This is a genomic window from Alkanindiges hydrocarboniclasticus, assembly GCF_001982605.1.
GTDB lineage: Bacteria > Pseudomonadota > Gammaproteobacteria > Pseudomonadales > Moraxellaceae > Alkanindiges > Alkanindiges hydrocarboniclasticus.
In genome coordinates this window covers 1-14,581 of record NZ_MLCN01000013.1, presented here as the reverse complement: position 1 = coordinate 14,581, position 14,581 = coordinate 1, and the positions used below count along the sequence as shown (strand labels likewise).

General features: G+C 49.6%; 8 protein-coding genes and 2 pseudogenes. 5 read left to right on the top strand and 5 right to left on the bottom strand.

Annotation, left to right across the window (positions count from 1 at the left end; genetic code table 11):
• Positions 1 to 42 precede the first annotated feature (42 nt).
• From BKE30_RS05285 to BKE30_RS16580, 3 genes and pseudogenes are all read right to left on the bottom strand, one after another.
• Positions 43 to 1,884: a long-chain-acyl-CoA synthetase gene (locus BKE30_RS05285; protein WP_076877573.1), complete on the bottom strand. Its 1,842-nt coding sequence runs from the start codon at positions 1,882 to 1,884 to the stop codon at positions 43 to 45.
• A 146-nt stretch (positions 1,885 to 2,030) separates the two neighbouring features.
• Entirely contained in the window at positions 2,031 to 2,810 is a 780-nt protein-coding gene (locus tag BKE30_RS05280; RefSeq protein ID WP_076877572.1) for a MerR family transcriptional regulator, read from the bottom strand.
• 1,685 nt (positions 2,811 to 4,495) lie between these two features.
• Positions 4,496 to 6,281, bottom strand: a pseudogene (locus tag BKE30_RS16580) (Rne/Rng family ribonuclease); the annotation flags it as partial.
• A gap of 855 nt (positions 6,282 to 7,136) precedes the next feature.
• On the opposite strand from BKE30_RS16580, the gene BKE30_RS05270 reads away from it, so the two are divergent.
• From BKE30_RS05270 to BKE30_RS05255, 4 genes are read left to right on the top strand one after another with little or no spacing between them, the layout of a single operon-like run.
• Entirely contained in the window at positions 7,137 to 8,063 is a 927-nt protein-coding gene (locus tag BKE30_RS05270) for an RluA family pseudouridine synthase (protein WP_076877570.1), read from the top strand.
• A 59-nt stretch (positions 8,064 to 8,122) separates the two neighbouring features.
• On the top strand, positions 8,123 to 8,791 hold the full coding sequence (locus BKE30_RS05265) for an HAD family hydrolase (protein WP_076877569.1): 669 nt from the start codon (positions 8,123 to 8,125) through the stop codon (positions 8,789 to 8,791).
• A gap of 29 nt (positions 8,792 to 8,820) precedes the next feature.
• A complete protein-coding gene (locus tag BKE30_RS05260) occupies positions 8,821 to 9,504 on the top strand; it encodes an HAD family hydrolase (protein WP_076877568.1) in 684 nt (227 codons plus the stop codon).
• Positions 9,501 to 10,151, top strand: coding sequence for an HAD family hydrolase (locus BKE30_RS05255; RefSeq protein ID WP_076877567.1), 651 nt, complete (start codon positions 9,501 to 9,503; stop codon positions 10,149 to 10,151). The genes BKE30_RS05260 and BKE30_RS05255 overlap by 4 nt, the downstream gene beginning before the upstream one ends.
• A 35-nt stretch (positions 10,152 to 10,186) precedes the next feature.
• Here BKE30_RS05255 and BKE30_RS05250 read toward each other — a convergent pair whose 3' ends face one another.
• Together BKE30_RS05250 and BKE30_RS05245 are read right to left on the bottom strand one after the other, a co-directional pair.
• Positions 10,187 to 11,680 (bottom strand): catalase, encoded by a 1,494-nt coding sequence (locus BKE30_RS05250; RefSeq protein WP_076877695.1) that lies wholly within the window; start codon positions 11,678 to 11,680, stop codon positions 10,187 to 10,189.
• 319 nt (positions 11,681 to 11,999) lie between these two features.
• Complete coding sequence (locus tag BKE30_RS05245) at positions 12,000 to 13,736, bottom strand: poly alpha-glucosyltransferase (RefSeq protein ID WP_076877566.1); 1,737 nt, start codon at positions 13,734 to 13,736, stop codon at positions 12,000 to 12,002.
• Between the two features lie 378 nt (positions 13,737 to 14,114).
• Here BKE30_RS05245 and BKE30_RS15965 point away from each other — a divergent pair.
• Positions 14,115 to 14,581: pseudogene (locus BKE30_RS15965) on the top strand (BapA/Bap/LapF family prefix-like domain-containing protein); the annotation flags it as partial.

Here is a 14,581-nt window from a genome sequence, read left to right as displayed (position 1 = left end):
CATTGCAAGCGGCGGTTTGCTGGGTTTTTAAACGATTCTGGCTTAAAAACGATATTGCGATGCCTGAATATTGCTGTGAATGTCAGAAGTCACTACACAATACTGCTTTTCACCCGGCAACCAGACCAGAATGGTTTCATCAGTTTTGCTGGGATCAAATGCCTGCGTTTTTAAGGTATTCTTCTGATACTTGAAGGTGCCCGTGGTTTCCATTTGCTGCTGGATGCGCAAGAATACCGGTACGGCGTAGGCAGGCATGTTTTGCTGGAAGAAACTCAGCAGCTCGGCATAATCGGCTTCGTTCAGACTCTGGCCTTCATGCGGGGTAATAGCGCACATGCCAGCGCGGCCATTGGTATTGGGGATTTCCACACCATACACCACCGCTTCACTGATTTTTGGATGCTCGGCCACCAGATTTTCGACTTCGGTGGTAGACACGTTTTCACCTTTCCAGCGGAAAGTATCCCCCAAGCGGTCAACAAACTGGGCATGACGATAGCCAATGTCGCGCACCAGATCGCCTGTATTGAAATAGCTATCGCCTTTTTTGAACACGTTTGCAAATACCACGGATTTATTTTTTTCCGGGTCAGTGTAGCCATCAAAGGGTGCGCGCTTGGTAATCTTGCCAATCAGCAGGCCGGTTTCACCGGTTTTAACCTTGATAAAACGGCCCTTGCTGTCCTTGATGGGTTCGTTCTTTTCCTTGTCAAATTTGACAATGGCATACGGGGTTGGAGAGAAGCCCACAGTATTGTCAAAGTTGAAAATATTGCTAAAGCCCACGTTGCCTTCACTGGAGGCATACAGCTCCATCACTTCTTCCACCCCAAAACGCTGCTTGAACTTGCTCCAGATGGTTGGACGCATGCCATTGCCAATCATTTTGGTCACGCGATGATCTTTGTCCATGGACGTTGGCGGAGTTTCCAGCAGGTAACGGCACAGCTCGCCCACATAGCCAATGGCCGAGGCATCAAAGCGCTGCACATCAGCCCAGAATTCACGCGCAGAGAACTTGCGGCGAATGGCTAAGGCTGAACCACCGGCCAGCACTGCTGCCCAGCACACCACCATCGCTGTGGCATGGTAAAACGGCAGGGTGGCATACAGGACGTCATGCTGGTTTAAATCCATGATATGGCCATAGGTACCATAGGCACGCATCCAGCGACCATGGGTGAAAATCACAGCTTTTGGCAGGCCAGTAGTGCCGGAGGTATAAATGTAAAACAGGCCGTCGGCAAAATACACGCTATTGGTGGTTGGCGGATTAAAGCTGGGGTACTGCTGGATAATACTGGCCAGATTCTGGTAGCCCGCTGGTGCGGTGCCTGCATCTTTTAAGGTGTCCTGATCTGCAAACCAGTACACTTCCTGCTTGTTAATATCCAGACTGTCCAGAACTTCATGGATGGCAGGCTGTACTTCAGCGCCCACGACAATGGCGCGGGGTTGCACCAGATTAATGCTGTGTGTGAGTACCTTGCCGGTTTGGGCAGTATTTACCAATGCGGCCGTCACGCCAATCTTGGCCAGTGCCACTACAGTTGCCAGCAGTTCGGGACGGTTTTCTACAAAAACAGCAACCACATCCCCTTTTTGCAGTCCTTTGGACAAAAAGAAATGCGAAATCTGGTTAATCCATTCATTGAACTGCACATAGTTCAGTTCAGTGTCTTTATATAAAATGGCTTTGCCGTAGGGGTTTTGCCGAACCGTTTTTTCAAAGGCCCAGCCTAGGCCCATAGGCTTGCTGGCGCGGGTATCATTAGCCAGAATCAGGCCATTGAGCACATGAGGCAGTTTTTTGAGTAAACGAGGAACCCGCTTTGCCACTTCGCTTAAGGTAATAACATCTTTCTGATTAGACTGGCTCATGGACAGCGATCCTTTATTTTAAGTTGGTACAGGGTTTTAAATCGGCAGGGCCTGCTGCTTGCATGACAACAACAGGTTGGCGAATCGTGCATGGTTACAAAAATATGCCCGATTATCCGTTAAATCTGGCGTGGGTCAAGAGCCCATTAGGACGAATTATCAGACTGTTTAAGCACATGGCTGATCATATACTGGGTCATTTGCTGTTTTAAGGCCCGCGACAGGGCATTATTGAGTTCGGTCGTAACGGTGGCTGCAAATAGCGGACGTAACTGTTCAACCAGTGTGGTGGCCTGATTCAGGTTAAAAAGCTGCACTTCCGGTGCTTTGGGAAAAATAATGGACAGGCCAATTTCTGCCACAGAGGCCGCGGCAGTATCCAGATTTTTACGCAGGCTAACCACAATATCCAGCAACTGACGGAAGCTGAACTTGTAATCAATAAGTGTGGTGGCAAGCTGAAGCAGGCCGGCATGGCTAATTTTAACCAGATCATTGTGGGCAGGTTCCAGCACCCCAACTTCAAACGCGTATTGAATATCCTGCGGGGTAGGCGCAGTGCTAAAGCGGCTGGCCAGTGCGTCGAGGCTTAAATAAAGCGGTAGTTCTTCAGTCCAGATGTTGGCAACTGCGGTATTGAGGCCAATGAGCTGATTGAGATTATGGCCCTGTTCATGGGCATGCAGGATTTCACTGATATTGGCAATGGAGTAGCCACGGGTAAGTAACTGCTGAATCATGCGCAGGCGAACCAGATGGTCTTCGCCGTAGATGGCAATGCGTCCGCGCTTAACCGGAGCTGGCAGAATGCCTTTTTCCTGATAGGCGCGGATATTGCGAATGCTGGCAAGGGTGAGCTCAGCCAGTTGAGTAATGGTGTACTCAGGACTGGCTGGCGGGTCACTGGTGAGTGAGCTTTTCCCCATGGCACCACCTATTTAAGAGGAAGTGCCTTGTTTTTTTGGTGGGCGGCCACGTGGACGGCGAGGACGAGCAGGTTTGTCCTTGTCGGCCTTGGACGCTGCATCATCGCTGTCAGCCTGTTCATCAATGGATAGCTGTTGGTGCTGGTCATGGGATGATGTGTCATCTGCATCTGATGGTGCTGCGGTTTCGGCACTGGCTTCAACGACGGCTTCCAGATTGGCTTCAGATTCACCCACAGGCAGGGCAGCCTGCTGGTTTTGTTCAGCCGGTGTATTGGCCGCAGTGGTAACAACCGGATTGGCCTGTACTGTTTCAACGGCCGGGCTGGCGTCAATTGCTTGCTCAGCTTGAGATTCAGCAGCGCTGCTGTCTATAGCATCAGCCACTGGAGTCTCATCTGCTACCGGCTGTTCAGCGATTGCCTGTTCGGCAGGAGCCTCACTGGCCGGACTTGTTTCAGGTACTACACTATCAGCTTGTGCTGCTTGTGCCGCCAGTCTGCGACGTATGCGCGGATCGTTGGCTGCACGTTGTACCGGTGTAGCAGGCGGCGTAGTCGGCAGCAATTCAACCGGGTCCTGTGTAACAGAAGCAGTTTGCTGCGGCGCTGGCTGTAACACTGTTTGCGACGGATTAGCTACCTGATGACGCTGTTGCAGGGCTTGCAGGAATGCGGCAATAACATTGCCATCAGTGAGCAGATCCTGAGCGGCATCACCCAGCACGGCACGGATAAATTCACCCGTAGTGCCCTGTATAGGCAGTGACTGAAGCTGCTGCTCACTGGTGCTGGCAACTTCGTCCACCTGTGGGGTGATCAAGGCCGGATCAACTGCAAATTGCAGGGCTGGCTCATCCAGACCCAGTTCACGGCGACGGCGACGTTCGCGCGGGTCATTTAGCGCACGTTGCGGCTCTGAGCTGTCAGAACCTGTTACGGGTTGTTCAACCGCTGGAGTTTCACCCACATCGGCTGCATGATTAGGGGCTGCTTCATTAACCACCGGTTCAGGCTGGTCAAGGCTGATCAGGCTGGACTGGTGAGAATCAATGTTAATCACCAGTGCTTCAACCATCTGCACCTGGCTTTCATGCTCAACAGCCAGCAGACGTGGTGCGTGATTGGCACGGTCTGTATTACCTACAGGCTGTGCTACAGCGACAGGTTCAGCACTTTCAACAGGGGTACTGCGGGTTTCAGTGACGACCGTTGAGGCTTGTTCCGGGATTTCTGCCAGAACGCTTTGGTCACGGTGGCGTGGGCCTCGTACTGGACGGTTACTGGCCTGACGGTCACGACGTGGCACGGCATTGTCAGTATTGTCGGTTCTGTCCGGACGTTCTGAGCGCTCTATCCGTTCTGGTCTGTCCTGATTAGGCTGCTGACGACGACCACGGCCACGCGCTGGTGGTGCAGTATTGTTGTCTTCAGGCACTGGGGTGATTTCAATGGTTTCAACCACCTCACGTTCACGCGGGGTATGCTCGCGTTCGCGCTGCTGGTCACGCTTGCGGTTATTATTGCGCTGGCGGCCATTGCTGGAGCTGGAACGTCCATTGCTGTCATTGCTGGACGAGATGCTGGCAGGTGTAATGGCATCCTGTACCGGGGTGCCTTTGCTATACACATTAACGGCTTCAGGCTTTTCTTCCTGAGCCGCGGCCACCTTGTTCAGGCTGCCATAAACGCCTTTGCTCACCGCACCTTCATTGACCAATTGCTCAATGGCAGAGGCTGCATCTTTGGCACTTACTGCGTCCTGAGTTTTGGCCTGCTTGGTAACAAACAGGTTTTCCAGCCAGGCACAAGCACGATTGTCTGCCTTGGGCGCGGCAACCGGCTGGGCCGCCGTGGCTTTTACGGCTGGTTCTGTATGGCGGGTTTTCTCGCTTACCGCTGCCGCTTCAATGGCAACAGGTTGCTGTTGCCAGTCTGTGGCTTCATAGCCCAGTTCGGATTCACTGGCACGGGTGGCTTCGGTGCGCTCATAGCTAGCCGGGCCAAAACCATCACGGTTGTACTGGATATGGTAGTGTGGAGTTTCCAGATGCGGATGCGGCAATACGGTAATACGAACCTGACTATTTTGTTCCAGATACATAATGGCATTGCGTTTTTCATTCAGCAAAAATGCTGCAATTTCAACCGGTACTTCAATTTGCACCTCACCCTGACGTTCCCGCAGGGCAATTTCCTCAATGGAGCGCATAATTGACAAAGACAGCGAACGCAGGTCACGCACCATGCCAGTACCGTGACAGCGTGGGCACACATAGCCGGTGGCTTCTTCCAGCGATGGACGCAGACGCTGGCGGCTCATTTCCATCAGGCCGAAACGCGATAACTGGCCAAACTGGATCCGCGCACGGTCACTCTGGGTGGCTTCACGCAGCTTGTTTTCAACCAGTCGCTGGTTGCGGTCTTTGGTCATGTCAATGAAGTCAATGACAATCAGGCCACCAATATCACGCAGGCGTAACTGGCGCGCGATTTCTTCAGCAGCTTCGATGTTGGTATTTAGTGCAGTGTCTTCAACATCATGACCACGGGTTGCCTTGGCCGAGTTGATGTCAATGGAGACCAGCGCTTCAGTCTGGTCAATGACAATAGAACCACCCGAGGGCAGTTTAACTTCGCGCTGGTAGGCCGTTTCAATCTGGCTTTCAATACCAAAACGGGCAAACAGTGGTTCGCTAGCCGTGTATTTTTTCAGCTTGTCGATCTGGTGTGGCATCACCTGTTGCACAAAATGATGGGCTTCATTAAATGCCTGTTCATTGTCAATCAGGATTTCGCTAATGTCATCGCGCAGGTAATCACGCACGGCCCGGGTAACAACACCGGCTTCCTGATGAACCAGAATGGGCGATGGACTGCTGGATGCGGTATTCTGGATTTGCTGCCACAGGGTCAGCAGGTGTTGCAGGTCAAGCTGTAGTTCTTCTGGCGTGCGGCCAATCCCGGCAGTACGTACAATCACGCTCATGCCACGCGGAATGTTCAGGGTTGCCAGAATTTCCTTCATTTCTTCACGCACGGAACCGGCGATCTGACGGCTAATGCCACCACCCTTGGGGTTGTTGGGCATTAATACCAGATAGCGGCCAGCCAGTGAAATAAAGGTAGACAGGGCAGCACCCTTATTGCCACGCTCTTCTTTTTCAACCTGAACCAGCAGTTCAGTGCCTTCTGAAATCAGGTCACGGATATTGTGGGTCGAACGGGCATCGGCCTGTAGATAGCTATTGGCAATTTCGCGCATGGACAGGAAACCCTGCCGGTTTGCGCCATACTCGACAAAGACAGCTTCTAAGGAAGGCTCTACACGGGTAACGTGACCCTTATAGATGTTGGATTTCTTTTGTTCGCGGGTGCGGTTTTCAAGGTCAAAATCGTATAGACGATTACCAGTGATGAGTGCAACGCGAATCTCTTCAGCATGCGTCGCATTAATCAGCATACGTTTCATGGGTGTGACACCTAATAGTGACGCACACACACAGATCGGTTCGCAATATAATCGCGCGAACGGCGAGCTTTCTTAGTACATATCTGTTGTTGGGCGTAAAGGGGATAAACCACATTTACGGATATGTACTAATTCCTTTTAATCAAAGGTCAAAGTCTTGCTCTGGCACCGGATAGCGGTGCCTTGTCCAATCAAATGGATTGGGGCTACCTGTTATTTGGCTAAAATCGCAAAACGCTTACCGTAACCAAGTTAAGTTATTCCTTAAGACTGCATCACCATGTTGACTATGGTGTCTGCCGCAATTACGGATCACGTAATATGGCGCATGGCAGTTGGCATGATACGGTAAGTTGTTTTGTCTTCTGATTTTAAAACACCAAAAACAGCGGATCGCGACCTGTTATGTGTGTATCAGTTTTCATTTAAACCTGCATAAAGGCAGGGTTCATTTAAACTTGTAAGCCAGATTAGTTTGTATTTGATAAAACCCATACAGGCTGACAAGATTTGCCGATATACTTAACCCTCGGCCAGGATGTATTCCTTAGGCAGTGCTGCGCATTATCAGGGATAACCATTATGCATTTACCATCAGGGTGCAATTGGCACAACTGAACCGGTAAAGCAATGGGCAATCACCGCCGTGCGCTGACTATATCAGACCTTTTCGTTTAAGCATACGGGAAGGCAGGATTTTTTAAGGCATGTTTGTTATTTTTGCTAACATTCGGGCTTGGCTTAACAGGCTGCTTGCATCACCCGCACTGGTTCTTCTTTGCAAGGACAAATTCAGCGCGATGAACTGATTGCTGCAAGTGGTGAATTCACATTTTTTATAAATACAGGTTAGGTATGGCTGAACAAGGCTGGCAGCAGGTAAGTTGGTTTGACGTCGATGAACATCAGGACGGCCAGCGCATTGATAATTATTTGTTTAGCCGTTTAAAGGGTGTACCCAAAAGCCGTATTTATCGCCTGATCCGCGAAGGTGAGGTGCGGGTGAACAAGGGTCGGGTCAAGGCTGAAACCCGCTTAAAAACAGGTGACCAGATTCGGGTGGCGCCCATACGCCGGACCACAGCAGACGAGCAGGTGCCGATTAAGGTGGGTGATGAACTGGCCCAGAGCCTGACCCAGCGTATTGTGTTTGAGGATGAAGGACTGATTGTACTGGATAAGCCAAGCGGTATTGCAGTGCATGGTGGTAGCGGGGTAGCTTTTGGGGTCATTGAGGCACTACGTCAGGCGCTGGGTAAGCCTTATCTGGAACTGGTACACCGCATTGACCGTGACACCTCTGGCCTGCTAATGATCAGTAAAAAGCGCAGTACGCTAAAGCTGTTACAGGATTATTTGCGTACCGGGAAAATCCGCAAGACTTATCAGGCACTGGTTAAGGGCAACGTGTTGCTGGACAGCCAGATGGTTGATGCGCCGCTACTGCGCTATGAGCTGGCCAATGGGGAGCGGCGGGTCAGGGTGTCACGCGAGGGCAAGCCCAGCCAGACCCTATGGCAGGTGGCCGAGCGCCTCAGGCACGCCACGCTGGTGAATGCCAGCCCCTTAACCGGACGTACCCACCAGATCCGGGTACATGGCCTGTTTATTGGCCATCCACTCGTAGGGGATGACAAGTATGGCCATGACGTAGCGTGGCAGGCAGCCCCTGTACGCCGCCTGTGCTTGCATGCCACCCAGCTTGAAATTCCAGGTTATTCAATTATTAAGGCTGAATTGCCGGACGATATAAAAAATTTGATCCAGCAGTTGCGTTTTTAGGTTGAGGGCGGCATAGTCGGGAAGGATTAGACTTTAGTCAAAATGGAGCTACAGAAAATTTGATTACTTCATTTGGTTCATTTGACTTAATTATTTTCGACTGGGACGGTACGCTGTTTGATTCGGTATCACCCATTATTGACCTGCTGTTTGATGCCAAAAAAGAACAGCCGGAAAGCCCGCAGGGAGTGGCCTTGCAGGAAAGCGGCATGGTCCCGGTGCTGGAGCAGATCATTAGCGCTGATCATGCGGTACAGGTCAATGACCTGAAAATGCTGCTGAACCTTGAGGGGTTTACCACATTTCGCAAACCCACGACCCTGTATGCAGGCGTTGCCGAATTGTTGCAGGCACTGTGGTCATCCGGCCAGAAAATGGCCGTGGTGGCTGGCCGTGCACAGGCCGAAGTGCTGGCAGAAATGCGTGAGCTGAACATTGACGATTATTTTTTTTCTGTGGTGGGTTCCGATCAGGGGCCTGTCAAGCCTAATCCGGCCATGATTCATGCCATTCTGGCATTGGCGGAATGCGTGCCAAACCGTGCGTTGATGGTGGGTGATTCTGCCATGGATATGGAAATGGCGACGCTTGCCCGGGTTTCCATGCTGGGTACGGCCTATGTAACCCATGACCATGAAGAATACTGCCTAAGGCGTCTGGAACCATGGCAACCACTGGCTATTGCAGAGTCTGTTAATGAGCTAAGCCAGTTCCTGCTAGGCCGATAGCACTTGCCAGCAGTATTTGAAAAATTGTCATGGATGAGATAACGGCTTCACCTCTACTAGCGTTTGACCTAATTGTTTTTGACTGGGATGGCACGCTGTTTGACTCGATTGCCCCCATTGTCAGACTTATTAATGATGCCAAAAGCCCAGTAGCCAGTATGCCGGATGCCGTGCTATTGCAGCACAGTGGATTGCTGCCTGTCATTGATCAGCTTTTACGTGATAAGCAGACCATTCAGCTAAATGATTTGCAGCTGATTCTTGAGCTGGCCGGATTGGCCCGGGTATTTCAGCATGCCGAGCTATATGAAGGTATTGGCCTGTTACTGCAAAAGCTGCATGAACTGGGCTACAAGCTGGCACTGATTTCAGGGCGCATGCAGGCCGAAGTACATGAAGAACTCAGCCGGTTGGCCATTGGGCATTATTTCTCGTGTATCATGTGCGCTGACAAAAAGCGGATTAAACCTGATCCAGCCATTTTGCTTGATGTGGTGCGGCAGGTTAATTGTGAGGCCGCCCGAACCCTGATGGTGGGTGATTCTGCGCTGGACATGGAAATGGCAATGCTGGCGGATGTTGCCCGCATGGGCACAGCGTATCTGACCGGCCATAATCCTGATTATTATATTCAGTGCCTCAAGCCGTGGGAACCCCTAGCCATTGCACGGTCAGTGGTAGAGTTGCAAGGCTTGCTATTAGGACATTCATGAGTAGTAAAAACCAGTTTGACCTGGTCATTTTTGACTGGGATGGCACCCTGTTTGATTCAGTATCGCAAATTGTGCAAAGCCTGCAATGGGCCGCACAGCAATATCAGATTGATCTGTGTGCAAATGCTGCCAAGAACATTATTGGGCTTGGGCTGCCTGAGGTGATGCAGACCCTGTTTCCGGCACATGGAGAGTTGCATCCACTGATTCAGGCTGAATATTCCAGGCATTATGTGGCCAATTCGGCCACGCAACGCTGGTTTGGTGGTGTGGATGAGCTGCTAACCCGCTTGCAGCAACACGACATTCTCTTGGCTGTTGCCACCGGTAAAAACCGTATTGGACTGGATCGGGTACTGGCCCTGACCCAAAGCCAGCACCGCTTTAAGGCCACACGCTGTGCCAATGAAGCCCGCTCCAAGCCGCATCCGCTGATGCTGGAGCAATTACTTGAAGAAACCGGGATTAGCGTTGAGCGGGCGGTAATGGTAGGGGATACGACCTATGACCTGCAGATGGCCCAAGCCATTGGCATGCCGCGCATTGGTGTTAGCTATGGGGTGCATTCCGAAGCTGAGCTGGCCCAGTACCAGCCGTTAGCCATCGTGCATTCGGTGGCTGAGCTGGCGCAGGTACTATTGCCCTAGAGTTCCTGTCCTGAAAAGCAACAGGCTATCTCACTTTAATAGCTTTCCAGTTCAGCTTGTTGTGGCGCACTGGCTTTATCATCAGCCAGCGCCTGCCGCACGCCGTTGCCATAATCCGGATGCACGCGGTCAAACAGGGCCAGCTGGCGCTCAATAATAAACGGTGCGACACCTGCCATGGCTTCACTGATATTGCGGTACAAGCGCTGCTTTTGTTTGGCATTAAACAGGTTGAACAGGGCTGTTACCTGAACAAAATCATTGTTGCCTGCATCCTCGCGGTGATTAAAACGATCTGCAAAATCGGCATGCAGGCGCAACGGGGGTTCGGTAACCTGTGAGTCTGCCACCGGGCCACCAAATGAATTGGGTTCATAGTAAGCATCCGCATGCGGCATGTTTGGGGTAAAGCGCATGGCCCCATCCTTATGGTAATGATGTACCGGACATTGGGGTGCATTGACTGGCAGGGCCTCATAATGGGTGCCAATCCGGTAGCGGTGTGCATCGGCATAACTAAAAATACGTGCCTGCAATACGTGGTCTGGTGAAAAGCCAATGCCCGGAACAATATTGGAGGGCGACATGGCCACCTGTTCAATTTCCGAGAAATAATTATCGGCATTGCGGTTCAGCTCAAACACTCCCACTTCAATCAGCGGGTAATCTGCATGTGGCCACACTTTGGTCAAATCAAACGGGTTATACGGCGTATTTAGGGCTTGCATTTCCGGCATGACCTGCACATACATTGTCCAGCGCGGGTAGTAGCCGCGTTCAATGGAAGCATATAAATCTTCCTGTGTGGACTCCCGGGTTTTGCCAATCACCTGCGCCGCTTCACGATTGGTATAATGCCGATGGCCTTGCTGGGTCTTAAAGTGGAATTTTACCCAGAAGCGTTCACCTGCCTTGTTCCAGAATGAATAAGTATGTGAACCATAGCCGTTAATATGGCGTACATCAGTTGGCAAGCCGCGATCTGACATCAACATGGTCACCTGATGCAGGCTTTCCGGGGATAATGACCAGAAATCCCACATGGCTGTGGCCGAGCGCACATTGGTTCGGGGATGGCGCTTTTGGGTATGGATAAAATCCGGAAACTTGAGCGGATCACGGATAAAAAACACAGGGGTATTATTGCCCACCATATCCCAGTTGCCCTGTTCGGTATAAAACTTGAGGGCAAAACCGCGTACATCACGTTCAGCATCTGCTGCACCCAGTTCCCCGGCAACCGTAGAAAACCGCGCAATGAGTGGGGTTTGCTTGCCCACCGTGTCAAAGATTTTGGCACAGGTATAGCGGGAAATATCATGGGTTACGGTAAAGGTGCCATGCGCACCCCAGCCTTTGGCATGTACAACCCGCTCAGGAATCCGCTCGCGGTTCTGGTGGGCCAGCTTTTCAAGCAGTTGCCAGTCCTGTAGCAGAACCGGGCCACGTGGCCCTGCGGTTAGGCTGTTCTGGTTGTCGGCAACAGGTGCGCCTGCCGTCGTGGTGTGGTGATAAGGACATTGGCTCATTATAATTTCCCCGGATTCATTAAAGGTTGGGTTATCAAACACGAAGGATTAGTGGTTTTGTGCCAGCGCGGCGTAATGCTGCAAAACAATATGCAGCGTGCGTTGTGGGGTACTCATGGTCTGCTCCTCAGGGCAAGCAAGTGCTGGCTGGCGACTGGCCAGCAGCAGTGTTTGTCGATGAGTTCAGCGTAAGGGATATTGTAAAATTCGTAAAACAGATAATTTTTATTTTTTAATCGTTTTTTTAGATTTATAGTGGTCATTTTAAACGCCAGCAATTTCTTACAGCACTAAAACGAATTAGTAATCTCCATCCTCATTAGACCAATGAGGATGCTTGTGCCAAATGGTGTTGGGGCTGGGATTGCCGCTCAAAATGCAAATAATAGGCAATATAGCCTGACAGGTTATGCTCACTGTCATCAATGCGGGTACGGAAGCGGTCATGCCGCACGAAGAAGGCATTTAAAATGGTTTGCGGACTGCCAAAATACATGGCCATTTCCGGGTAGAAGAAACCAATGCGCTGATAATGTGCCCGCAGCTCAATGGTGTCTTCCAGTTCGGACAGGCGGGCCTGTTCCAGCAGTGCAGTTTGCTGTGCATCCTGATGCGGACTGGCTTGCAGGCGACGAACCATCTTATGTGCAGACATCAGCATTTCCAGAAAGGTGGCATAAGCTGTCTGGCGGTTTTTAATAAACTTCAGGTTTTTAAGGTAATTGTTGAGGCCAAATTCAAAGTAGCGCGGGTCTGGCTTTAGCATGCTGAGTTCATTGGTGCAGTAGCTCAGCCAGTGATCGTGATATTTCCAGTAATCCTTGGCAATAAAATGTTCGAACATTTGCTCCACTGTGGCCAGTAGTTCAGGCGACTGGTTGATTTGGTACAGGCGTAGCAAGGCAAATGCCGCCTCACCATCATAGTAAACAATACGGAATTGCTCCTTGAGTTCAAGTGAAGGGTAGTGCAGCACATGGGTGGTTTCACCACGGGAAGACACCATCGACAGGATGCCTTTGGCAATTTTTTCTGCATACGGCAAATACTGGGCATCCTGCGTCATCTGGTAATACTTGGTGATCATCAGGATAGCCGCAGCATTGGCGCCTAGCTTAATTTCCTGTTGGGGGGCGTTGCCATCCAGCATATAGCCTAAAATCTGCTGGTCTTTTTGCACCTCGGCATATAAATGTTTCAGGGCGTACTCGATAGCTTGCCTAATTCTGGGCAGGTAATGTGGCTGCTGACTGACTTCCAGACTCTCAATTAAGGCATACAGGGAAGTGCAGTGCCGCACCGTATTGTAGCTTTTAAGGGTTTTATTATAGGTGGGAAAATAACCATAAATAAATTTGCCATTGGGCTGGATTTGCTGATAAAGAAAATCTGCGTTGGCTATAATTAAATGACGAATATGTGATTTAAAGTTGTGTTCTTCAATAATGCGAATACCATTAAGCATACCTACAGAATGCAGCTTAATAATAGTATTTTTCTGAATGAATAGGCCAAAAGTATCAAATAAAATGATTGATTGGTTCTTTATGCTAGTTAATAATAAATTTGGCTGATGTTTATATTTCTTTTTTAAATAGCTATTTAAATTGGCCTGATCAAAATAACCGGGCTGGGTGATTTTTTCACTTTTAATAATGGCGTTGCCATACAATTCCTGTTCTAAAAAGGCCAGCTCAAAACGCGAATCAAAGGCGATGCCACGCCGGAAATGATTATTGTGCGGCTGCGTCTGAATGAGCTGCTGGAGTGCCTCAAAACTGGTTTCTTCAAACTGGTAAGCTAGATCAATTTTGGTAAACTCAGGCAGGGATTGATTTTTTTCATAAAGTTTACCTAAGAAATTCTGGCAGCGTTTCCATGCCAGCTCAAAATTTTTGTCAGCAGTTTGCCATACCTGCGCACGCTGGCTGCTAGTGCCATAGGACACAAAAAAGACGAAAGGATAGATGGGGGAGGTTAAAATATCTGTCTGCTTAAGACGAAAGTACTGATTAATTTCTTCCACTAAATCTTTAAAATCAGGGGATTGGCTCATTATTTTAAATCCTGAAAACAGCTGTCCAACATAAATTTTTAAAACCCTAAATTTTGTAATAGCCTAAAAACTCTTACATGGTGGAAGTTATTTTGTTAAATAGTGTTATTGCTGGTTTTTTAATCTATTTATTTCAGGCTTGAAATAATGTAATAAAATATTTACTTGGTAATGCTGATTAGTATTTAGGCAGTATTAATTGTAGAATTACTTTTCATTTACATTAAGTGCTCATAAGTACAAATAAATTCACATTAATGACAAAAATAATTTCATATATTAAAAAACATCAGTATTAATTACTTAATTTGTGAGTTTTTTCTACTGCTAAATTAATAAAGGACTAATTAAGAACCCCGCTAAAAGAGGTAAAACCCCATGGCCGCCAATATTCTCGTTGTTTCTAAAAATACTGCGGATACACTATTAAATACAGTCAGTAACCGTATCTCTCTCAATGAACCTTCTATTGTCCAGATGGGGGTAAACCGTGCTGATGTCGCGAAAATGGAGTGACTCGACAATTCGCTGGTGGTGACTTTAAAAGATGGTGATGTCGTCACACTGGATGGCTTCTTTGATGCGGCTAATAGCACCAGTAACAGTCTGGTATTGCGGGATGCAGATGGCTCATTCTGGCTTGCTGAAATTAATCCACAAAGCGGAGCGTTTGCTTTAATTGATTACTTGCCACTGGAATCACTTGAGCCTTTATTACTGGCTGAGGGGACAGGTATTGCAGCAATGCCCTGGTTACTGGGTGCATTAGGGGTCGGTGGCGTGGCGGCCCTGGCGGGTTCTGGTGGTGGTGGTTCAGGTGGTGGTGGTTCAGGTGGTGGTGGTTC

Coding starts and splice junctions, on each gene's coding strand:
- BKE30_RS05285 (WP_076877573.1), bottom strand. CDS start 1,884: ATGAGCCAGTCTAATCAGAAAGATGTTATTACCTTAAGCGAAGTGGCA.
- BKE30_RS05250 (WP_076877695.1), bottom strand. CDS start 11,680: ATGAGCCAATGTCCTTATCACCACACCACGACGGCAGGCGCACCTGTT.
- BKE30_RS05260 (WP_076877568.1), top strand. CDS start 8,821: ATGGATGAGATAACGGCTTCACCTCTACTAGCGTTTGACCTAATTGTT.
- BKE30_RS05270 (WP_076877570.1), top strand. CDS start 7,137: ATGGCTGAACAAGGCTGGCAGCAGGTAAGTTGGTTTGACGTCGATGAA.
- BKE30_RS05245 (WP_076877566.1), bottom strand. CDS start 13,736: ATGAGCCAATCCCCTGATTTTAAAGATTTAGTGGAAGAAATTAATCAG.
- BKE30_RS05255 (WP_076877567.1), top strand. CDS start 9,501: ATGAGTAGTAAAAACCAGTTTGACCTGGTCATTTTTGACTGGGATGGC.
- BKE30_RS05280 (WP_076877572.1), bottom strand. CDS start 2,810: ATGGGGAAAAGCTCACTCACCAGTGACCCGCCAGCCAGTCCTGAGTAC.